General features: G+C 44.0%; 16 protein-coding genes, 1 tRNA gene, 9 pseudogenes and 1 other annotated feature. Of the genes and pseudogenes, 25 read left to right on the top strand and 1 reads right to left on the bottom strand.

The features are described from left to right. The 5 genes and pseudogenes from MMY81_RS23465 to uvrC all read left to right on the top strand — a co-directional run bounded on the left by MMY81_RS23465 (position 1) and on the right by uvrC (position 4939). Positions 1 to 774 carry an enoyl-CoA hydratase gene (locus tag MMY81_RS23465; RefSeq protein ID WP_252314743.1) on the top strand — a complete coding sequence of 258 codons (774 nt, stop codon included), beginning with the start codon at positions 1 to 3 and terminating at the stop codon, positions 772 to 774. Between the two features lie 20 nt (positions 775 to 794). Beyond that, on the top strand, positions 795 to 1568 hold the full coding sequence (locus tag MMY81_RS23470) for an electron transfer flavoprotein subunit beta/FixA family protein (RefSeq protein ID WP_252314744.1): 774 nt from the start codon (positions 795 to 797) through the stop codon (positions 1566 to 1568). A 13-nt stretch (positions 1569 to 1581) separates the two neighbouring features. Then, positions 1582 to 2554 (top strand): annotated as a pseudogene (locus tag MMY81_RS23475) (electron transfer flavoprotein subunit alpha/FixB family protein). Between the two features lie 161 nt (positions 2555 to 2715). Beyond that, complete coding sequence (gene trxA, locus MMY81_RS23480; RefSeq protein ID WP_120192569.1) at positions 2716 to 3030, top strand: thioredoxin; 315 nt, start codon at positions 2716 to 2718, stop codon at positions 3028 to 3030. A gap of 127 nt (positions 3031 to 3157) precedes the next feature. After that, positions 3158 to 4939, top strand: a pseudogene (uvrC, locus tag MMY81_RS23485) (excinuclease ABC subunit UvrC). A gap of 46 nt (positions 4940 to 4985) precedes the next feature. Here the strand turns inward: uvrC and MMY81_RS23490 are convergent. Further along, positions 4986 to 5366: a DUF2507 domain-containing protein gene (locus MMY81_RS23490; RefSeq protein ID WP_252314745.1), complete on the bottom strand. Its 381-nt coding sequence runs from the start codon at positions 5364 to 5366 to the stop codon at positions 4986 to 4988. 109 nt (positions 5367 to 5475) lie between these two features. On the opposite strand from MMY81_RS23490, the gene MMY81_RS34485 reads away from it, so the two are divergent. From MMY81_RS34485 to ilvN, 20 genes and pseudogenes are all read left to right on the top strand, one after another. Then, positions 5476 to 5682, top strand: coding sequence for a hypothetical protein (locus MMY81_RS34485; protein ID WP_308215458.1), 207 nt, complete (start codon positions 5476 to 5478; stop codon positions 5680 to 5682). An 11-nt stretch (positions 5683 to 5693) separates the two neighbouring features. Further along, a complete protein-coding gene (locus MMY81_RS23495; protein ID WP_308215459.1) occupies positions 5694 to 6686 on the top strand; it encodes a TrkH family potassium uptake protein in 993 nt (330 codons plus the stop codon). 544 nt (positions 6687 to 7230) lie between these two features. After that, positions 7231 to 7835, top strand: a pseudogene (locus MMY81_RS23500) (succinate dehydrogenase cytochrome b558 subunit). An 86-nt stretch (positions 7836 to 7921) separates the two neighbouring features. Beyond that, positions 7922 to 9649: pseudogene (gene sdhA / locus MMY81_RS23505) on the top strand (succinate dehydrogenase flavoprotein subunit). Further along, positions 9649 to 10421 (top strand): annotated as a pseudogene (sdhB, locus tag MMY81_RS23510) (succinate dehydrogenase iron-sulfur subunit). The pseudogenes sdhA and sdhB overlap by 1 nt, the downstream one beginning before the upstream one ends. Positions 10422 to 10502: 81 nt before the next feature. After that, positions 10503 to 10957, top strand: a pseudogene (locus tag MMY81_RS23515) (acyl-CoA thioesterase). 345 nt (positions 10958 to 11302) lie between these two features. After that, positions 11303 to 11566, top strand: a complete 264-nt coding sequence (locus tag MMY81_RS23520; protein ID WP_120192561.1) for a phosphocarrier protein HPr — start codon at positions 11303 to 11305, stop codon at positions 11564 to 11566. Further along, entirely contained in the window at positions 11566 to 11958 is a 393-nt protein-coding gene (locus MMY81_RS35750; protein ID WP_374562671.1) for a phosphoenolpyruvate-utilizing N-terminal domain-containing protein, read from the top strand. The genes MMY81_RS23520 and MMY81_RS35750 overlap by 1 nt, the downstream gene beginning before the upstream one ends. A gap of 196 nt (positions 11959 to 12154) precedes the next feature. Next, a complete protein-coding gene (locus MMY81_RS35755) occupies positions 12155 to 12352 on the top strand; it encodes a hypothetical protein (protein ID WP_374562673.1) in 198 nt (65 codons plus the stop codon). Then, positions 12334 to 13292, top strand: a pseudogene (gene ptsP / locus MMY81_RS35760) (phosphoenolpyruvate--protein phosphotransferase). Before MMY81_RS35755 ends, ptsP begins: the two are co-directional and overlap by 19 nt. Positions 13293 to 13448: 156 nt before the next feature. Beyond that, on the top strand, positions 13449 to 13934 hold the full coding sequence (locus tag MMY81_RS23530; protein ID WP_252314746.1) for a MarR family winged helix-turn-helix transcriptional regulator: 486 nt from the start codon (positions 13449 to 13451) through the stop codon (positions 13932 to 13934). 19 nt (positions 13935 to 13953) lie between these two features. Then, complete coding sequence (gene murI / locus MMY81_RS33480; RefSeq protein ID WP_308215460.1) at positions 13954 to 14361, top strand: glutamate racemase; 408 nt, start codon at positions 13954 to 13956, stop codon at positions 14359 to 14361. Positions 14362 to 14388: 27 nt separating this feature from the next. Further along, a complete protein-coding gene (locus tag MMY81_RS33485; RefSeq protein WP_256497992.1) occupies positions 14389 to 14769 on the top strand; it encodes a glutamate racemase in 381 nt (126 codons plus the stop codon). Between the two features lie 23 nt (positions 14770 to 14792). Then, positions 14793 to 15550, top strand: a pseudogene (gene rph / locus MMY81_RS23540) (ribonuclease PH). 1 nt (position 15551) lies between these two features. Further along, positions 15552 to 16144, top strand: a pseudogene (locus MMY81_RS23545) (XTP/dITP diphosphatase). 13 nt (positions 16145 to 16157) lie between these two features. Then, complete coding sequence (locus MMY81_RS23550; RefSeq protein ID WP_252314747.1) at positions 16158 to 16673, top strand: metallophosphoesterase family protein; 516 nt, start codon at positions 16158 to 16160, stop codon at positions 16671 to 16673. A 161-nt stretch (positions 16674 to 16834) separates the two neighbouring features. Then, positions 16835 to 16911: transfer RNA gene (locus MMY81_RS23555), tRNA-Arg, on the top strand. 324 nt (positions 16912 to 17235) lie between these two features. Further along, positions 17236 to 18135 carry a branched-chain-amino-acid transaminase gene (gene ilvE / locus MMY81_RS23560; RefSeq protein ID WP_252314759.1) on the top strand — a complete coding sequence of 300 codons (900 nt, stop codon included), beginning with the start codon at positions 17236 to 17238 and terminating at the stop codon, positions 18133 to 18135. A gap of 11 nt (positions 18136 to 18146) precedes the next feature. Continuing rightward, positions 18147 to 18407, top strand: a binding site (T-box leader). A 151-nt stretch (positions 18408 to 18558) separates the two neighbouring features. Then, positions 18559 to 20229 carry an acetolactate synthase large subunit gene (gene ilvB / locus MMY81_RS23565; RefSeq protein ID WP_252314760.1) on the top strand — a complete coding sequence of 557 codons (1671 nt, stop codon included), beginning with the start codon at positions 18559 to 18561 and terminating at the stop codon, positions 20227 to 20229. Then, the gene (gene ilvN, locus MMY81_RS23570; RefSeq protein ID WP_120192553.1) at positions 20226 to 20747 is read left to right on the top strand and encodes an acetolactate synthase small subunit; all 522 of its coding nucleotides are present in this window, start codon (positions 20226 to 20228) and stop codon (positions 20745 to 20747) included. The genes ilvB and ilvN overlap by 4 nt, the downstream gene beginning before the upstream one ends. Positions 20748 to 20766 lie beyond the last annotated feature (19 nt).

Genomic DNA, 20766 nt, shown 5'->3' on the forward strand with positions numbered 1-20766 from the left:
ATGGATCATTTACAATGGCGGGTGGAAGATCATGTCGCCCATATCGTTTTTGAGAGGCCGCCGGCTAACGCTCTGGCTGCCTCCGTCCTTTCAGAACTAAGCGTTGTTCTGGATGAGATTGAATCAGATACACAAGTACATGCAGCCGTGCTGTATGGGGAAGGCAGATTTTTTGCAGCCGGGGCAGATATTAAAGAATTCACGAATGTTGAAACGAGCAGTGGGTTTTCAGATTTAGGCACAAACGGGCAAAAGGTATTCGATAAAATGGAAGCCCTTACAAAGCCGGTTATTGCGGCTATTCATGGTGCAGCCTTGGGTGGAGGGCTGGAAATGGCGATGGCATGTCACCTGAGAGTGGCTACAGAAGATGCCAAGCTCGGCCTTCCGGAAACCACATTAGGGCTCATTCCAGGCTATGCAGGAAGCCAGAGACTTCCTGAGCTGGTAGGACGGCCCAAAGCAGGCGAGATGATATTAACCGGCCTTCCCATTACCGGAGAAGAAGCAGAACGCTGGGGTCTTGTAAATAAAGCAGTACCTGAAGGCGAACATGTGAAAGCGGCTGTTGAAATAGCCCGTCATATCGCTTCGAAAAGCCGTATAACGACAGAAATGGGACTGGAGCTTCTGCGCTATGCTATACCAGCTTCAAGAGAAGAAGGCAGTAGAAAAGAAGCAGAACTGTTTGGGCGGGCATTTGCGAGCGAAGATGCAAAAGAAGGCATCCAGGCATTTATTGAAAAGCGGAAGCCGGCTTTTAAAAACAAATAAAAATCAGGGAGGAACACAGAATGAACATATTTGTATTAATGAAAAGAACGTTTGATACGGAAGAAAAAATAATAATTGAAAACGGACGTATTGATGAAGAAGGGGCGGAATTTATCGTTAACCCGTACGATGAATATGCGCTTGAAGAGGCTATTGTATTAAAAGAGGCACACGGGGGAGAAATTACGGTGGTGACCGTAGGGGAAGAAGAAGCAGAAAAGGAACTTCGGACAGCTCTTGCCATGGGTGCTGATAAGGCTGTGCTTCTTAATATGGAAGATATGGATGAAGCTATCGACCACTATACAATTGGAGAAGTGTTAACAGCTTATTTTAAAGATCAGGAAGCCGATATTATTCTAGGCGGCAACGTAGCTGTCGATGACGGTGCCGGACAGGTAGCTTCCAGGCTGGCGGAAGGACTGCAGATGAATCAGGTGACCACTATTACAAAGCTCGATATTGAAGGAACAAAAGTAACTATTGAACGGGATGTGGAAGGTGATGTAGAAATCGTAGAGACATCGCTGCCATTATTAGTTACCTGCCAGCAGGGTTTGAATGATCCGAGGTATCCTTCTCTTCCGGGAATTATGAAAGCGAAGAAAAAGCCGCTGGAAACAATAGATTTTGATGATCTTGATTTGGATGAAGAAGAAATTGCCGCGAAAACCACGACCACCGATCGTTTTCTGCCTCCAGAAAAAGGAGCAGGGAAGGTTCTGGAAGGTTCTACGGAATCACAGGCACAGCAGCTCGTCGAACTTCTGAAATCAGAAGCAAAAGTAATATAAAGGAGAGATCATAATGGCCAGGAAAATTCTTGTACTAGGAGAAACGAAGGAAAATGAATTAAGAAACGTATCGTTTGAAGCAATAGCAGCTGCACATAAAGCAGCGGACGGCGGAGAGGTAGTCGGTGTTTTATTCGGTGAAGGAGCCGCTTCACACGCAGAAGCAATGATTCAGTACGGTGCGGACCGTGTCATTGTGTCAGAAATGGATGAATTAAAGCAGTACACGACGGATGCATATATGCAGGCAATGGAGCAGGTATGCGAGGAAGAGCAGGCGGAAGGGCTTGTTATCGGACATACGTCCAGTGGAAAAGACCTGGCTCCCCGTCTGTCGAGAAAATTAAGCTCAGGGCTTATTACAGACTGCGTAGAAATAGAAGGGGAAGGAACGAATGCTCAGTTTATTCGTCCTGTTTATTCCGGTAAGGCATTTGAAAAAATAAAGATGGAAGATGGTTTTCTATTTATAACAATCCGTCCCAATAACATCCCAGCGCTGGAAGCGGACAGCAGCAGAAGCGGAAATATCGATACGAAAACCTTTACCATTTCCAATCTGCGTACGATTATTAAAGAAGTAGTCAAAAAGAGCACGGGAGGAATCGATTTAGCCGAAGCCAACATTATTGTTGCCGGCGGAAGAGGCGTGAAAAGCGCGGAAGGCTTTAAGCCGCTGGAAGAGCTTGCAGGCGTTCTCGCGCAGCCATTGGGGCGTCACGCGGTGCCTGCGATGCTGACTACTGCGACTATGCGCTGCAGATCGGACAGACGGGTAAAGTAGTCACACCGGATCTGTATATTGCAGCCGGCATCAGCGGTGCTATTCAGCATTTGGCAGGAATGTCCAATTCAAAAGTAATTGTAGCGATTAATAAAGATCCTGAAGCGCCTATATTTGAAGTGGCTGATTATGGCATTGTCGGGATTTGTTTGATGTTATTCCAGCTTTGACAGAAGAGTTTAAAAAAGTCACAGCTTCTTAGAAACCAGCCTGCCGGAACCGGCAGGCTTTTCAATTTCAGTGCCCGGGTTTAGACAAATAATGAGCGGTAAGAATACTCAGGCAATCTATTAGCCACAATTTATACACAATGCTATAATATGCATTAGCTTAATAAAGCTACTTAAAAGGAGGACCACACAAATGGCAATTGTAACAGCTACTGATCAAAACTTCTCAACTGAAACGTCTGAAGGCGTTGTATTGGCGGACTTCTGGGCTACTTGGTGCGGACCATGCAAAATGATCGCTCCGGTACTTGAAGAAATCGATACAGAAATGGGCGACAAAATAAAGATCGCAAAATTAGATGTTGACGAAAATCAGGAAACGGCCGGAAAGTACGGCGTAATGAGCATCCCAACTCTTCTCGTTTTTAAAGACGGCGAAGTAGTGGATCAGGTCGTAGGCTTTCAGCCGAAAGAACAGCTTGTTGAACTATTAAATAAACACATTTAATATGCCTGAAAAAGCCGCTGATCAATGATCAGCGGCTTTTTATTATACTTAAAGAAGGATTCTTTGCACACAAACATATTTTCGCTTTATACTACGAGAGAAGAATGAAGCGAAGAGGTGTTCCGGAATGAATACAATAAAAGAAAAATTAACCGTGCTCCCGGATCAGCCGGGCTGTTACTTAATGAAAATAAGCACGGCACTGTCATATATGTAGGAAAAGCAAAAGTCTTAAAAAACAGGGTCAGATCTTATTTTACTGGTTCCCACGATGGAAAAACCCAGCGGCTCGTTGGAGAAATAGAAGATTTTGAATATATTATTACGTCGTCCAACCTTGAGGCACTGATTCTGGAAATGAATTTAATCAAGAAATACGAACCGAAGTACAATGTACTGCTAAAAGATGATAAATCCTATCCTTACATTAAAATCACAAAAGAAGAACATCCCCGTTTAATTACAACGAGAAAATAAAAAAAGACGGCGCCAAATATTTTGGCCCTTACCCTAATGCAGGTGCAGCCAACGAAACCAAAAAGCTCCTCGACCGCCTGTATCCTATGAGGAAATGCCGGACGATGCCGGACAGAGTCTGCCTTTATTATCATATAGGGCAGTGTCTTGCCCCCTGTGAATTTGATGTATCCAGGGAAACCAATCAGAAAATGGTGCAGGATATCACGAAGTTTTTAAATAATGGCCACCAGCAGGTGAAAGAAGACCTGCGTGTGAAAATGCATACGGCTTCAGATGAATTGAATTTTGAGAGAGCCAAGGAGCTCCGCGATCAGATTCACCACATTGATTCCGTCATGGAAAAACAAAAAATGAACATTAATGATACGATCAATCGTGATATTTTTGCCTATTCTGTCGATAAAGGCTGGATGTGTGTCCAGGTTTTTTTCATCCGCAGCGGAAAAATGATCGAGCGCGACGTATCCGTTTTCCCCTACTATCAGGAACCGGAAGAAGATTTCCTGACGTTTCTGGGCCAGTTTTATCTCAGGGAAGATCATCTAAAGCCGAAGGAAGTATTTATTCCAACAGGGATCAATCAGGAAATGGCTGCTCAGCTGTTAGAGATAAAAGTCGTACAGCCTGCCCGGGGAAAGAAAAAAGAGCTGGTGGAGCTGGCAGAGCGCAATGCAGCCCATGCTCTTAAAGAACGTTTTTCTCTTATTGAGCGCGATGAAGCAAGGACGGTAAAAGCGGTGGAAGAGCTGGCAGAAGCTATGCAGATTGATATGCCGCACCGAATAGAATCGTTTGATAACTCCAACATTCAGGGCACCGATCCGGTAGCGGCAATGGTTTACATTTATGGACGGAAAGCCTTTCAAAAAAGAATACCGGAAATACAAAGTGAAAAGTGTTACCGGCCCGGATGATTATGCTTCCATGAAAGAAGTTATACGGCGCCGCTATACCCGTCTTTTGAAAGAATCACAGCCGCTCCCGGACCTTATTCTGGTGGATGGAGGCAAGGGGCAGCTTAGTGCTGCGCTGAGTGTGATAGAAGATGAACTGGGCATGAATGTGCCGGTAGCAGGGATGGCGAAGAATGACAAACACATACGTCCGAACTCATTATGGGAGACCCGCCTGCCGTCATACCGCTCAAGCGGAACAGCTCTTCATTTTATCTTCTGCAGCGTATCCAGGACGAAGTCCACCGCTTTGCTATTACATTTCACCGGCAGACAAGAGGAAAAACAAATGTTTTCTTCGCATTGGATGACATTCCGGTGTCGGTGAAAAACGTAAACGGGCTCTTTTGAAACACTTTGGCTCAATGAAAAATATGAAAGAAGCTACGGTAGACGATTTTCGGGCCATTGCAATACCGGACAGCGTCTCCAGGGAATTGTTGAAACGGCTTCACGAAGCACCGGCACCTAAATAAAAAGGAACTGCTGCATTTTTATCTGCGGCGGTTCCTTTTTCCTGTGCTATTCTTTATCCCAGCGGATATAAAAAATATGATCTTCTTTTTTTTCGTCCATATATGTTTCAGCAGCAGCATTCTTTAATTCAGACAGCTGTTCGGCGAGAAATCCCGCCTCGAGTAAAAATGAATATGTATCATTGGTAGGCTGAAGCTTTAACTGCAGCTCCCGTCTTTTTTCATGAATAAGCTGAAGTTCTCCCCAGTAGGCTTTGTTAAAAAATTCCATAATTTCTTCTATAGAGTCACACGGGTATTTACGGGCAAGGGATTTCCCGGCCCAGTATAATATTTCAGGCTCGTCATGCCCCAAAAGTTCCGGCAGAAGCGTTTCTCTGAGCAGAGCATAGCCAAATTCAGGGGAAGTGCTGTTAGTGTCTGACATAATGGCCTCCTTTTCTGTCTTTATTATACAGGCTTGAAGCTGAAATCTCTATAGATTATAAAAAGCATAAATGATATACTGATGTCCGAAATCCAGCGGAGGTTGAGGCATGAAAAAATTTACCAGCGCATTTATGACTCCTTTTAGAATGATCATTTTTTCATATATAGTATCCATGCTTATATTCAGTGTTCTGCTGTGGCTTCCGGTATCCCATAATCCCGGGGTGGAGCTTGGTTACCTGGACTCCTTGTTTACTTCTGTTTCGGCAGTAAGCGTAACCGGCTTGACCGTTATCAACGTACGGAAACGCTGAGCTACACGGGTGTGTTTTTTCTGGCAATGGCCATGCAGGTGGGCGGCATTGGTATAATGTCTCTCGGAACTTTTGTATGGATGCTTTTAGGCAGGAAAATTAACCTGTCCCAGCGGCTGCTTATTATGGTGGATCAGAATCAGTACCAGTTTTCCGGTATGGTAAAGCTGATGAGAAATATTCTTCTTCTGGCCCTGGCTATTGAAGCAGTTGGGGCTTTTATTCTGGGAACTTATTATATCCAGTATTTCGACTCGATCGGCCAGGCCTATTATCAAGGGGCGTTCGGCGCTTTAACTGCCTTTACGAACGCAGGATTTGATGTGACCGGACAGTCGCTGATCCCGTTTGCAGATGATTACTATGTACAGCTGATAGTAGTTCTTCTTATATTTGCAGGCGCCATCGGATTTCCTGTGCTGATGGAAGTTAGAGAATATCTTTCTTCCAATAATAAAGACTTCCGTTTCAGCCTGTTTACTAAAGTAACGGTTACTACTTACTTTCTCGTGTTTATTATAGGTGTGATCGGCATTCTGCTGCTCGAAGCGAATGTGTATTATCAGGGAATGGCCTGGCATCAGCAGGTATCTTCCGCTATTTTTCATTCAGCTTCTTCCAGAAGTGCGGGTTTATCAACAATGGATGTGTCGGCTTACTCTCTTCCTACGCTTTTGTTTGTTTCCTCGCTGATGATTATTGGAGCAAGCCCATCAAGCGTGGGAGGAGGCCTGCGAACAACTACGCTGGCTGTCATGTTTTTAACAATCCGCAGCTTCGCTCTGGGAAAAGAAGAAGTAAAAGTGTTCGGCAGGCAGGTTCACCCGGAGGATAAACAAAAAGCGTTCATTGTTTTGTCATTTTTTCTCGTAGGGGTATTCGCCGCCGTGCTGTGTATTAGTGCACTTGAGCAGAATAATACAAACGTAGAGCTGATTGATATTATCTTTGAAGTTAGTTCGGCATTTGGTACGTGCGGGCTTAACCACAGGCATTACAGATGATTTATCAAGACCAAGCCAGTTAGTGCTGATGCTGTTGATGTTTGTCGGACGGGTAGGTATTCTTGCCTTTCTGCTCTCTGTAAAAAGAAAAGAAACGAAGTCTTATTATAAATATCCAACAGAGCGTATGATTATAGGTTAATAGATAATAAAAAAACCTCCTTTCCCTTTAAATTACCATTTGGGGACAGGGGGTTTTTGTATATTTTGTTTATAAAGACATGTATCCGTTTTCTTGACTCACTGTAAAAGTGGGAGTACAATAAATGTGTTGAAGTACAATGCGCGCTGTGATTACGAAAAACGTAAAATGGATAAATGAGTACGTATCCGGCACTGCTTTCGTTTTTCTAAATGGCAACGAACTTGAGAATGACCGCTTTGTTTTTTGTTCCATTACATAAGGTGACAACCAAACAGCTTTGTACATGGGCTGTTTTATTTTGTGGGGCATTTTCTATTCGGTCTGAAAGGGATGGTGAAAAAGCAGACGTTACATCAGGAATCACCAACAAAAATGGAATAATTTTAGGAGGATATTTGCATGGCTGAAAACCGTGAATTTTTAACCGCAGACTTCATTCTTTGCTTGGAGTCATCCCATCGGATTGTTTTTAATCCAGCACTTTGTCGTGAACCATTTTGCCACCCGTGGAGCCGAGGTTTTAATCAGGCTGCGCACTTCATGGAGCAGCTGCCTTTCCGCTATTTTCTGGAAATTTTTATTATCTTTCTTCCAATTCTGTTTCATGCTATCTACGGTTTGTTTATCGTTTTTCAAGGAAAAGCGAATACAAAGCGGTTTGGATATTACCGTAACTGGATGTTTCTGCTCCAGCGTATTACCGGCGTATTTTACTTATCTTTATTACCTGGCACGTATGGGAAACGAGAATTGCAGCTATGTTTGGGGAAACAGTAAATTATGATATGATGGCTTCAATACTAAGTAACCCGTTCATGCTTGTTTTCTACATTCTTGGTGTCGTAGCAGCAACGTTCCACTTTTCCAATGGTCTATGGTCATTTATGGTTACCTGGGGCATTACAGTAACACCACGTTCCCAGCAGATTTCCACTTATGCAACAATCGGTCTGTTCGTTGTATTAACAATCGTTGGATTAAGAGCCATTTTTGCATTTGTATAAGTCCTTAGACTGTCAATTAATTAAGGAGAGGGTCAATTATGAGTAACGGCAAAATTATTGTAGTCGGTGGAGGTCTGGCCGGCCTTATGGCGACAATCAAATCAGCAGAAGCAGGCATTCAAGTGGATTTATTCTCTATTGTTCCTGTGAAGAGATCGCACTCTGTTTGTGCCCAGGGCGGAATTAACGGCGCTGTTAACACAAAAGGGGAAGGCGATTCTACGTGGGAGCACTTTGACGATACAGTATACGGAGGCGACTTTCTTGCCAACCAGCCGCCGGTAAAAGCAATGACAGAAGCGGCACCAGGAATTATTCATTTAATGGACCGTATGGGAGTTATGTTTAACCGGACAGCTGAGGGACTGCTTGATTTCAGAAGATTCGGCGGCACCCAGTATCACCGCACAGCATTTGCTGGGGCAACGACCGGACAGCAGCTCTTATATGCGCTGGACGAGCAGGTAAGACGCTACGAAGCAGCCGGTCTTGTTAATAAATATGAAGGCTGGGAATTTCTTTCTGCTGTTCTTGACGATGAAGGCACCTGTAGAGGGGTAACCGTACAGAATCTGAGCTCTCATGATGTAGAGACGTTCCGTGGAGATGCGGTTATCATGGCTACCGGCGGCCCTGGAATTATGTTCGGGAAATCAACCAACTCCATGATCAATACCGGTTATGCAGCTGCAGCTCTTTATGAGCAGGGCGTTTATTACGCCAATGGAGAATTCATTCAAATTCATCCTACCGCTATTCCAGGAGATGACAAACTCCGTCTTATGAGTGAGTCAGCACGTGGAGAAGGCGGTCGTGTATGGACATACAAAGACGGAAAACCGTGGTATTTCCTTGAAGAAAAATACCCGGCATATGGTAACCTTGTTCCGCGTGACATTGCCACCCGTGAAATCTTCGATGTCTGTGTAGAGCAGAAGCTTGGCATCAATGGTGAAAACATGGTATACCTTGACTTATCCCATAAAGATCCCAAAGAACTTGATGTTAAGCTTGGCGGCATCATGGAAATTTACGAAAAGTTCATGGGCGATGACCCTCGTAAAGTGCCAATGAAAATTTTCCCTGCCGTACACTATTCAATGGGCGGCATGTGGGTCGATTATGACCAGATGACCAACATCCCCGGCTTATTCGCTGCCGGCGAATGTGATTACTCTCAGCACGGTGGAAACCGTTTAGGTGCAAATTCGCTTCTCTCCGCTATTTACGGTGGAATGGTCGCAGGTCCTAAAGCGGTGGAATATATGAACGGGCTCGAGAAATCTGCTGAGGATATGAGCAGCGAAATTTTTGACCGTTCCAAGCAGAAGGAAGTAGATGAGTTTGAAAAAATTATGAACATGGACGGCAAAGAAAATGCCTATGTGATTCATAAAGAACTCGGTGAATGGATGACGGACAACGTAACGGTTGTTCGTGACAATGAAAAGCTCCTCAAAACAGATGAAAAAATCCAGGAACTTATGGACCGCTGGGAAAACATCAATATAATGATACGTCCAGATGGAGCAACCAGGGCCTCTTTCACACGCCAGCTGAAAGGAATGCTGAACCTGTCCAGAGTTGTTACGAGGTGCCTACCATAGAAACGAAAGCCGCGTGGAGCCCACTACAAGCCGGAATTCCCGGATCGTAATGACGAAGAGTTTTTGAAAACAACAAAAGCGAAGTACAACCCTGCGAAAAAGGGACCTGATTTTGAATACGAGGAAGTGGACGTTTCTCTTATTAAGCCTCGTAAACGCGACTACTCCCAGAAAAAAGCAGGTAAAAAGGAAGGGGCCGGAAGTTAATGAGTGAAAAGACCGAAAACAAAGTAATCCGGTTTGTTGTCACAAGACAAGAAGGACCGGACGAACCTTCATATAAACAGGAATTTGAAATTCCCTACCGACAGAACATGAACGTTATTTCGGCACTTATGGAAATCCGCAGAAACCCGGTAGATGCCCAGGGTAATCCGACATCTGCAGTTATCTGGGATATGAACTGTCTCGAAGAAGTCTGTGAGCCTGTTCTATGGTAATCAATGGCAAACCGCGCCAGTCCTGCACAGCGCTTGTCGATCAGCTTGAGCAGCCGATTCACCTGGAGCCGATGAAAACATTTCCTGTCGTCCGCGATCTTCAAATTGACCGGTCACGGATGTTTGATTCTCTTAAAAAGGTCAAAGCATGGATTCCGATTGATGGAACATATGACCTTGGACCAGGACCAAGAATGGCAGAAAACAAGCGTCAATGGGCTTATGAATTATCAAAGTGCATGACGTGCGGTGTCTGTCTGGAAGCCTGCCCGAACGTTAACGATAATTCTGACTTTATTGGACCGGCAGCTCTTTCCCAGGTGAGATTATTTAATGCTCATCCAACCGGTGAAATGAACAAAGAAGAACGTTTAAAAGAGCTGATGGGAGATGGAGGCATATCAAGCTGCAGTAACTCACAGAACTGTGTGCAGTCCTGCCCGAAGGGGATTCCTCTTACCACTTCTATCGCTGCGCTTAACCGCGACACAAACATTCAGTCCTTTAAGAGCTTTTTCGGCAGTGACAATAATCATTGAACCCTGGCCGGTGCGGATTATATCTGCGCCGGTTTTTCTTATGCAGCAAAAATACGAGACGTACAAAAAAGGAGCAGCTATATGGGTACCCCATCTTATATCGGTGATTGGACAGAGTGGGAGAAAGATTTCTCCTTTTACAATGAAACAAAAGTAAGGTTCTCGGAGACTGATGCTTTCGGACACCTGAACAATACGAATGCATTTGTTTATTTTGAAGAGGTCAGACTTGAATTTTTTAAAAAAGCAGGCTTAATGCAGCAGTGGCTGGCTCCGGATTCCGAAAAAATGATTGTTAGTAGCGGATATGCACTGTGATCTATATTAAAGCAGGTATACTTTGATGAATCATTGAACATCTATATGAAAATAGCCCGTATCGGCAACAGCTCCGCGGATGTGCATTATTTAGTGAAAAACAAAAACGGTGAGAACTGCTTAACAGGCAGGGGAGCGGTCGTCCAGATATCCAAGGAACCGGCTCCTCTCTTCCGTGGAGTGATGACGATAAAGAACGAATGAACAGCCTTCAGTGAACGCCGGGATTATTTCATTTCTTTTACAATAAGTTGCTTGTCTAGAGAAATGACAAGTGTTTTAAAATAATTGTTGGATAAATATTCGCTCAATATTGCGGCGGTAAATAAGCGTGTAACTGATTAGATCAGGCATGAGTAGGGTAAAGCTGAATGAGTCCCTTGTATTATCTGCAGAATACAGAGGTTTTTCAGCTGCATTACTCATGCTTTTTTTAATCACCTGGCGCTGCTCTGCCGGCTTTTCGTGAACAAACTATTTATCTTTTACTTGACCGCCAGGGTCAATACTTAGTATGTTTATGAAAGCGATATAAATGAAAGTAAAGAAAAGGGGAATTTGACATGAAAGAAAAAACATTCAATATTACGAACGATACTGGGATCCACGCACGCCCTGCTACACAGCTGGTAAACAAAGCGGGCCAATTTTCCTCTGATATTACATTAGAGTACAATGGCAAGTCCGTAAACCTTAAGTCCATTATGGGAGTTATGTCCCTTGGAGTAGGCAAAGGTGCTGAAGTAACAATCAAGGCGGATGGATCTGACGAAGATGAAGCAATGAATGCTATTGAAGAAGTAGTAAAGGAAGGGCTTGGGGAGTAATGTCACAGAGCCTGACAGGAATTGCAGCTTCTAAAGGCATCGCCATGGCACCGGCCTTTATACTGGAGCAGCTGATATGGATATTCAAAAAAAGTCCGTCTCCGATGTGGAAGAAGAAGCAGCCCGTTACAAGAAAGCAAGTAGCGACTGCTAAAGAAGAACTTACTTTAATAAAAGATAAGACTTTAAAAGAAATGGGCGAAGATAAAGCAGAGATTTTTTCTGCCCATCTGCTTGTTTTGGAAGATCCGGAACTGATCGATGCTGTAGAAGCAAAGATCAAAGAAGGTGTTAATGCTGAATTTGCCATGAAAGAAGTATCCGACATGTACGTTTCCATGTTTGAGAGCATGGACAATGAGTATATGAAAAGAACGCGCTGCAGACATTAAAGACGTATCAAAGCGGGTACTGCTTCATCTGCTTTGGCATGGAAAACACAAGTCTTGCTGAGATTAATAAAGAAACAGTTATTATTGCAGAAGACTTGACTCCTTCTGACACAGCGCAGCTTAATCTGGCATACATTAAAGGGTTTGCCACCGATATCGGGGAAGAACTTCCCATTCGGCTATCATGGCAAGATCTATGGAAGTTGCTGCTGTCGTTGGAACAAAAGAAGCTACTTCTTCTGTTCAAACCGGTGACTTTGTCATTATTGACGGATTAGAGGGAACTGTACTTGTTAATCCTGATGAGAAGACAATTGCGGAATACAAGGAGAAAAAAGAGGCGTTCGCCGCCAAAAAGAGGAATGGGCGAAGCTTATTAATGAAACGTCTGTAACGAAAGATGATCATCATGTAGAGCTTGCTGCTAATATCGGCACGCCTCAGGACATGGAAGGTGTTCTTGCAAACGGCGCAGAAGGCATCGGCCTTTACCGTACAGAATTTCTTTATATGGGACGCGATGAACTGCCTACAGAAGAAGAGCAGTTTGAAGCTTATAAGTCTGTTTTGGAAAAAATGGATAACAAACGTGTGGTTATCCGCACGCTTGATATAGGTGGAGATAAAGAGCTTCCGTATTTAGATCTTCCTAAGGAAATGAATCCATTTCTCGGTTTCCGTGCTATCCGTCTCTGCCTCGAAAAAACCGACATGTTCAAAACACAGCTGAGAGCTCTTCTACGGGCCAGCGCCTACGGAAATTGAGCATTATGTTTCCTATGGTAGCTGCTATTGAAGAGGTAAGACAGGCCAAAGCTATTCTACAGGAAGTAAAAGAAGAGCTTACGGCCGGCGGCACTGAAGTCAGTGATGCAATTGAAATCGGCATCATGGTGGAAATTCCGTCTACTGCTGCGGCGGCAGAAATTTTTGCCAAAGAAGTAGATTTCTTCAGCATTGGAACAAACGATTTGATTCAGTATACGATGGCTGCAGACCGGATGAGCGAAAAGGTAGCTCATTTATACCAGCCGTATCATCCGGCGATTCTCAGACTCGTAAAGAACGTTATCGATGCAGCTCACAAAGAAGGCAAATGGGCCGGAATGTGTGGAGAAATGGCTGGAGAACCAACAGCTGTACCCCTTCTGCTCGGACTTGGGCTCGATGAGTTCAGCATGAGTGCAACATCGGTACTTCCGGCAAGAAGCCAGATCCGCCAGCTTTCAAAGAAAGAAGCAGAATCATTAGTGGAAGAAGCGATGACGCTGTCTACTTCTGCTGAAATTGCTGAGCTGGTTCAAAAGCGTGGATTTATTACAGAAGAAATGTAATAAAAAGCTGCCTCTTTCCGGGGCAGCTTTTTTTCTATGTCCAATAACCGTCACATGATAGATACAGCACGCTTGATTTTGCTTCATACGACTTGCAATAAAGAGCGAAACAAGCGAAAATATACAGAGACCCGAAAGGAAGGGAGGAAAACAGTGGTGAATCGACAGCAAGTGTCTCAAATCGAAAAGTCGCTTCGGCATGTTTCCTACATCGTAAAGCAGAAGGGAAGAGAAATTCTTAATGAATTCCCTATAACACCTCCTCAGTTTGTCGCTCTGCAGTGGCTTCAGGAAGAGGGGGATATGACGATCGGCGAACTTTCTCAGCGCATGTATTTAGCGTGCAGCACGACTACTGATTTGATTGACCGGATGGAAAAAAACGAACTGGTAGAACGTGTGAAAGACGAGAAGGACCGCCGCGTAGTAAGAATTCACCTTTTAGAAAAGGGAACCGTTATTATTAAAGATGTGATTAATGAACGCCAGATTTATTTAGAAGGCGTGTTGTCTGAAATGTCGCCTGAAGAGGTAATATCAATTGAACAGGGGATGGCAGCTCTTCAGGAAAAAATGAATCAGTTAAAAGATACAGCAGATAAAGAACCAGCCGATACAAAAATAATTATGTACAACTTCTAACAGAAAACGAGGGAAAAGTGTGGAAAGACCGATTGGAGTAATTGATTCGGGGCTGGGAGGCCTCACTGTAGCGAAAGAAATCTCAAGACAGCTTCCTAAGGAGAGGATGGTATACATAGGCGATACTGCCAGATGTCCCTACGGCCCACGTCCTGTTGAAGAAGTCAGGGCATATACATGGGAAATGATAGACCGGCTTCTTGAAGAAAACATAAAAATGCTTATTATTGCCTGTAATACAGCTACTGCGGTAGTTCTGGAGGAAGTGAAAGAATCGCTTACGATTCCGGTGATTGGCGTAGTTCAGCCTGGAGCTATTACAGCCTTAAAAGTGACGGCGAACAATCATGTAGCTGTTATCGGTACAGAGGGTACCATTGCAAGCGGGCTTATAACGAAGCGCTGCATACGATTAATGCCAATGTAAAGGTAGATAGTATTTCCTGTCCGCCGTTTGTTCCCCTGGTGGGAGAATGGCTATACCGATAAAGAAGAAGCAATTGAGGTAATTACAAATACGCTCCAGCCGTTACTATCTTCCTCTTTTGATACGATGATTCTTGGATGCACCCATTATCCTCTGCTGCAGGAACTAATTCAGGAAGTAGTAGGAGAGAGCATCTCTTTAATCAGCTCGGGAGATGAAACGGCCAGAGAAGTTAGCACCATCCTGCATTACAATAACGATTTAGCCTCGGAAGAAGCACTGGAGGACAATATTTATTACACTACAGGCCCGGCAGAATCGTTTAAAGAAATGGCAGAAGAATGGCTGCAGAATGATGAACTGGCTGTATATTCAATACAATTAAGCAAAACAAGCGCGCAAAAATAGAGAGCAGCAAAAGGGGAAAGAGTATGTTCCGTATTGACCAGAGACAAGAAAATGAATTAAGACCCGTAACGATAGAAACAGACTATCTAATGCATCCGGAAGGTTCTGTACTAATTACTGTCGGCGATACAAAAGTAATCTGTACGGCAAGCATTGAAGATAGAGTGCCTCCTTTTTTAAGAAATTCAGGCAAGGGCTGGATTGCTGCAGAGTATTCGATGCTTCCAAGAGCCACAGCCAAAAGAAATATTAGAGAAGCAGCAAAAGGAAAATTGACCGGAAGAACAATGGAAATTCAACGTTTAATCGGCCGTTCTCTTCGATCGGTAGTAGATTTAAGCGTATTGGCGAACGAACAATATGGATAGACTGTGATGTTATTCAGGCAGACGGCGGCACGAGAACGGCTTCTATAACGGGTGCATATGTAGCGATGGTTATGGCGCTGCAGGGTCATGTGAAGAAAAAGAAAATTAAGTCTCTGCCAATAACAAACTACCTCTGTGCCGTATCAATCGGTATCGATAAAGAAGAGCGTGCTCTACTGGATTTATGCTATGAAGAAGACGCCGCAGCATTGGTTGATATGAACGTTGTTATGACAGGCGACAGGGAACTTGTGGAACTGCAGGGAACCGGAGAAGAATCTACCTATTCAAGAGCCCAGCTTAACGCAATGCTCGATCTGGCTGAAAAGGGAGCGGATGAACTTTTTTTAGTTCAGGCTGAAGCACTAAAGGAAATTCTGCCTTTCCAAAAAGATGAAACAAAGGAAGTATAAAATGAAAACACTTATTATTGCTACAAAGAATAAAGGAAAAATTGCTGAATTTAACGATATGCTGCAGGATCGGTGGAATGTAAAATCACTTCTTGATTATGATATTGCAGATATCCCGAAAACGGAATCACATTTGAAGAAAATGCTGCAGCAAAAGCAGAAGCGGTCGCTTCGATGTTTGGATGCATGGCAGTGGCGGACGACTCGGGTCTTGAAGTGGACGCCCTCAATCAGGAGCCTGGGGTGTATTCTGCCCGGTATGCCGGCCCTCAAAAAAACGATGAAGAGAATATAAATAAGCTGCTCCAGGAACTAAACGGCGTTCCCGAGGAAGAAAGAACGGCACGATTTGTCTGTGTAATTGCAGTAGCCGTTCCCGGGGAGAAAACAATCACGTTTAGAGGGAGTTGTGACGGAGTCATCCATCCTGTAAAAGAAGGCGCTAACGGATTCGGGTATGACCCTGTATTTTTTCTGCCCTCCTACAATAAAACGATGGCCCAGCTCTCCAGCGTACAAAAAAACGAAATCAGCCACCGTGGCAAAGCGTTAAAGCTGGCTGCAGACTATATTTCCAACACAATGAATGAATAAAGGCGGGAATGGAATGAAAGCATTAATCGTAAGCGATACACATGGAAGCAAAAAAGAACTGCAGCGTGTATTAGAGCGGCACAGGGAGGAAGTTCATACTGTCATTCACTGTGGGGACTCCGAGCTCCTCCGGGATGACGAAATTCTCTCGGGCATTCATATTGTTGAAGGGAATGTGGATACGCCGGGTCAATTTCCTACGGAGGTATCCGTTGAAGTGGAGGGCATTACAATATATGCCGCCCACGGCCATCTGCTGAACGTAAAAAGCGATATTAAACCTATAGCGAAAGAGGCAGAAAAAAACGGTGCCAGCCTTGTCTGCAGCGGACATAGTCATATAGCAGCGGCTGAAGTCTACCAAAACCGACTGTTTGTAAATCCCGGCAGCTTATTGATGCCAAGGACGCGGATGGAGAAAACATATGCTGTCGTAGAATTTCCTGCACCGGCAGAAGCAAATGTGAGGTTTTATGAAGAACATTCCGGAAAAGAAGTAGAAGAGCTGTCCGGGCATTTTTTTCTATAATAAAAATGCCTGGGTTCCGCCGTATCTATATTTAGATACGGAAGGGACAGTTCCTGTTAAATAGTTGAAGTGAACTGCAAGTTTCTTTACAAACTGCATTGACTTTATCGTGAAGATATATTAATATAAATCTTGTCGTGAAAAACGACAGAACATATAATGTCTCAGTAGCTCAGCAGGATAGAGCAACGCCCTTCTAAGGCGTCGGTCGCAGGTTCGAATCCTGCCTGGGACACCAAAACTAATATTCCGAACAGCATCTGTGCAGATGCTGTTCTTTTTTGTTTTAGCATATAATAAAAGCGGATACATTAGGAGCCTCCTGTTTAGTCTTCCCGGCTGTAATGAAAAGTAATACGAATCGTCAAAATATTTACGAAAAACGGTTGACCCTTCAGTACAAACGGAGTAATATGGATTTCAACGCACTGTTTGTATACAGGGGAAATACATTTGGCTTTTCCGTGTGTACAAATAAAAGATAGAACCGTCTAAGATGTAACTTGAAAGCAAAGTCCTGATGGTTCCTTATATTGAGTTCAAACATCAGGAGTGGTTAATGATGAAAAATCAGTGGATTTATTTAAGCGGTGAATTTGTGAAAAAAGAAGATGCCAAAATTTCCGTCTATGATCATGGTTTTCTGTATGGTGATGGCGTATTTGAAGGTATCAGGGTTTACAGCGGCAATGTATACAAACTTGATGAACACTTAAAGAGGTTGTATAATTCTGCCAAGTCGATTATGCTGGACATTCCCCATTCCTCTGAAGAGATGACAGAAATTATATTGGAAACCCTTCGTAAAAATGATCTTCAGGATGCTTATATTAGACTGGTGGTATCCAGGGGAGTCGGAAATCTAGGTCTGGATCCTGCATCATGTTCTTCTCCGCAGATTATAGCGATTGCAGAAGAACTGGCTATTTACCCAAAGGAATTTTATGAAAATGGGCTTGATATTGTAACAGTGGCCACCCGAAGAAACAGCCCGGATGTGCTCAGTCCGAAAGTAAAATCATTAAATTATCTAAATAATATACTCGTTAAGATAGAGGCAGGACTTGCAGGAGTGAGCGAAGCCCTTATGCTAAACAGCGAAGGCTATGTAGCTGAAGGTTCTGCAGACAATATTTTTATTATTAGAAACAATACGCTTTACACGCCTCCCGGCTATATTGGGGCGCTGGAAGGAATAACCAGAGCCGCGATTATGGAATTATCTGAAGAATTAGGTTATACTCTTAAAGAAGAACCTTTTACCAGACATGATGTATATACAGCAGATGAGGTATTTCTAACCGGAACGGCTGCAGAAGTTATTGCAGTTGTTAAAGTGGACGGCCGGATAATCGGCGACGGAAAACCCGGATATCATACGAATGTGCTGCTGGACGGCTTCCGCCGGAAAGTTGTACAGGACGGTGTGAAAATTTACTCTGCAAATGAAGTTAAAGCCTAATAATTATATATAGAAATGCGTTGAGAAGGATAAGTAGTTGTCAGACCGTATTACTACAGAGAACCGTTGATTGCTGAGAAACGGTGTAAACGCTGAGAATGAACTCCCCTTTGAGCGCCTGGATGAACGTTTATACTATTAATCCGGGCCGTGTGAAGCACACACTTCACATGTTATCAAATGAGTGATCCGTAAAAGGATTACTGCTGAGGCGGTAAAGATTTACCGCGAAATAAGGGTGGTACCGTGAAAAGAATCTTTTCGCCCCTTTGGCCTATATAACTATAGGCTGATTGGAGTGGAGAGATTTTTTTGTGTATAAAAATTCCGGGCGATAGAGCGATAGGCTAATAAGGAGGGCTAGCAGTGAATACAAAAGTAAAAGAAGAAAATGGTCGTGAATTGAAGGTGGAAAATCAGCAGATGTCAGGATCGAGCATGCTGATCCAGGCATTAGCGAGAGAGAAAGTAGACGTCATTTTCGGGTATCCCGGTGGAGCTATTCTGCCAACTTATGACGAAATTTACCGCACAGGGATCAGACATATTCTTGCCCGGCATGAACAGGGAGCTATTCACGCTGCCGAAGGATATGCAAGAGTGTCCGGAAAACCAGGCGTATGCGTTGTTACTTCCGGCCCGGGAGCCACAAATGTGATTACGGGTATCGCGGACGCCATGATTGATTCGCTGCCGCTTGTCGTTATTACAGGCCAGGTAGCCACTTCGGTTATTGGAACAGATGCTTTTCAGGAAGCTGACATTATCGGAGTAACAATGCCGATTACGAAACACAATTTTCAGGTAAGAAACGTAAATGACCTTCCAAATATTATTAAAGAATCTTTTCACATTGCCACCTCCGGACGACCGGGACCTGTGCTTATTGACCTGCCTAAAGATGTGTCTATTGCGATTGGTGAATTTAATTATGATGAACCACTCGATCTTCCAGGCTATCAGCCGACAAAAATTCCGAACAGGCTGCAGATTCGTAAGCTGGCAGAAGCGGTAGCAAAGGCTGAAAAACCGGTTATTTTAACAGGAGCGGGTATTCTACATGCCGGCGGCTCGGAAGAAGTACTTGAATTTGCGGAGAATCAGCAGATACCGGTAGCGAGCACGCTGCTTGGACTGGGGGCATTCCCGGGGGATCATGAACAATTTCTTGGAATGGGCGGTATGCACGGAACGTATTCAGCTAATATGGCACTGCATGAAGCCGATCTATTAATTAATATCGGTGCCAGGTTTGACGACCGGCTTACAGGCAGACTTGATGCTTTTGCGCCATATGCCACCATTGCCCACATTGATATCGATCCGGCAGAAATCGGTAAAAACGTGGAAACGCATATTCCTATTGTAGGAGACGCTAAAGAAGCGATGCGAATGCTCAATGAAGAAGCGAAGACGAACTGTGAATGCGGTGATTGGAAAGAGACGATTAAAAAGTGGAAGGCGGAATATCCGCTCTGGTATACAGAGGATGATGAACTGTTAAAGCCGCAGCGCCTGATTGAGATGATTTATGAAGAAACGAACGGCGATGCGATCGTTACAACAGATGTAGGTCAGCACCAAATGTGGTCTGCCCAGTTCTACAAATTTCCTAAGCCGAATCAGTGGGTTACTTCCGGTGGTCTCGGAACGATGGGATTTGGTTTTCCATCAGCAATCGGGGCCCAGTTTGCAGAGCCTGACAAAACGGTAGTTGCCGTTGTCGGGGATGCAGGTTTCCAAATGACCGCGCAGGAGTTGTCGATTCTGCAGGAATTAAACCTTCCGGTAAAAATCATCATTGTAAACAACGCATCTCTTGGAATGGTAAGACAATGGCAGCAGCTTTTCTACGAAGAGCGTTATTCCAACTCACTATTCCCTATTCAGCCGGACTTCGTAAAGCTGGCGGATGCTTACAACGTTAAGGGATGGAAAATCGAAGACCCCGCGGAAATGCAGGATATTCTGAAAGAAGCTCTTGCGTATGACGGTCCGGTTCTGCTTGACTGCAGAGTCCATAAAGTAGAAAACGTATATCCAATGATTGCTCCAGGAAAAGGCCACCATGAGATGGAGGGGATCAAACCATGAGAAAAACAATCGTTGCAACCGTAAATAATACGTCCGGAGTAATGAACCGAATAACGGGACTGTTTGCCCGGCGTAATTTTAATATTGAAAGCATTACTGTAGGCATGACTGAGAACCCACGGGTGTCCCGGATGACTTTTGTCATGAATGTCGACGATCAGCGGGGACTCGACCAGGTTATTAAACAGCTTAATAAGCAGGTCGACGTGCTGAAAGTAAGAGATCTAACCGATGAAGCGATTGTTGCGAGAGAACTTGCCTTAATCAAGGTGCTTTCTCCCCCGCAGCAGCGTGGAGAATTAACAGATCTTATTCAGCCGTTCCGCGCCTCGATTATTGATGTGAGCCGCGAAAGTATTACGATTCAGGTTACCGGCGATAACGACAAGGTAGAAGCACTGATTGATTTGGTGAAACCTTATGGAATTAAAGAATTGGCAAGAACCGGGATTACCGCCTTTAAGCGTGACACTAAAAAAGGCGTTATAGATAGTCCAAAGTATTCTGTTATCAACTAAAAAATTGCAAACACTAAAG

The organism is Sinobaca sp. H24 (assembly GCF_023845525.1).

Bases quoted from the DNA above. Each gene is read 5' to 3' on its own strand.
- MMY81_RS23465 (WP_252314743.1), top strand. From the start codon at position 1: ATGGATCATTTACAATGGCGGGTGGAAGATCATGTCGCCCATATCGTT.
- MMY81_RS23470 (WP_252314744.1), top strand. From the start codon at position 795: ATGAACATATTTGTATTAATGAAAAGAACGTTTGATACGGAAGAAAAA.
- trxA (WP_120192569.1), top strand. From the start codon at position 2,716: ATGGCAATTGTAACAGCTACTGATCAAAACTTCTCAACTGAAACGTCT.
- MMY81_RS23490 (WP_252314745.1), bottom strand. From the start codon at position 5,366: ATGTCAGACACTAACAGCACTTCCCCTGAATTTGGCTATGCTCTGCTC.
- MMY81_RS34485 (WP_308215458.1), top strand. From the start codon at position 5,476: ATGAAAAAATTTACCAGCGCATTTATGACTCCTTTTAGAATGATCATT.
- MMY81_RS23520 (WP_120192561.1), top strand. From the start codon at position 11,303: ATGAAAGAAAAAACATTCAATATTACGAACGATACTGGGATCCACGCA.
- MMY81_RS35750 (WP_374562671.1), top strand. From the start codon at position 11,566: ATGTCACAGAGCCTGACAGGAATTGCAGCTTCTAAAGGCATCGCCATG.
- MMY81_RS35755 (WP_374562673.1), top strand. From the start codon at position 12,155: ATGGAAGTTGCTGCTGTCGTTGGAACAAAAGAAGCTACTTCTTCTGTT.
- MMY81_RS23550 (WP_252314747.1), top strand. From the start codon at position 16,158: ATGAAAGCATTAATCGTAAGCGATACACATGGAAGCAAAAAAGAACTG.
- ilvE (WP_252314759.1), top strand. From the start codon at position 17,236: ATGAAAAATCAGTGGATTTATTTAAGCGGTGAATTTGTGAAAAAAGAA.
- ilvB (WP_252314760.1), top strand. From the start codon at position 18,559: ATGTCAGGATCGAGCATGCTGATCCAGGCATTAGCGAGAGAGAAAGTA.
- ilvN (WP_120192553.1), top strand. From the start codon at position 20,226: ATGAGAAAAACAATCGTTGCAACCGTAAATAATACGTCCGGAGTAATG.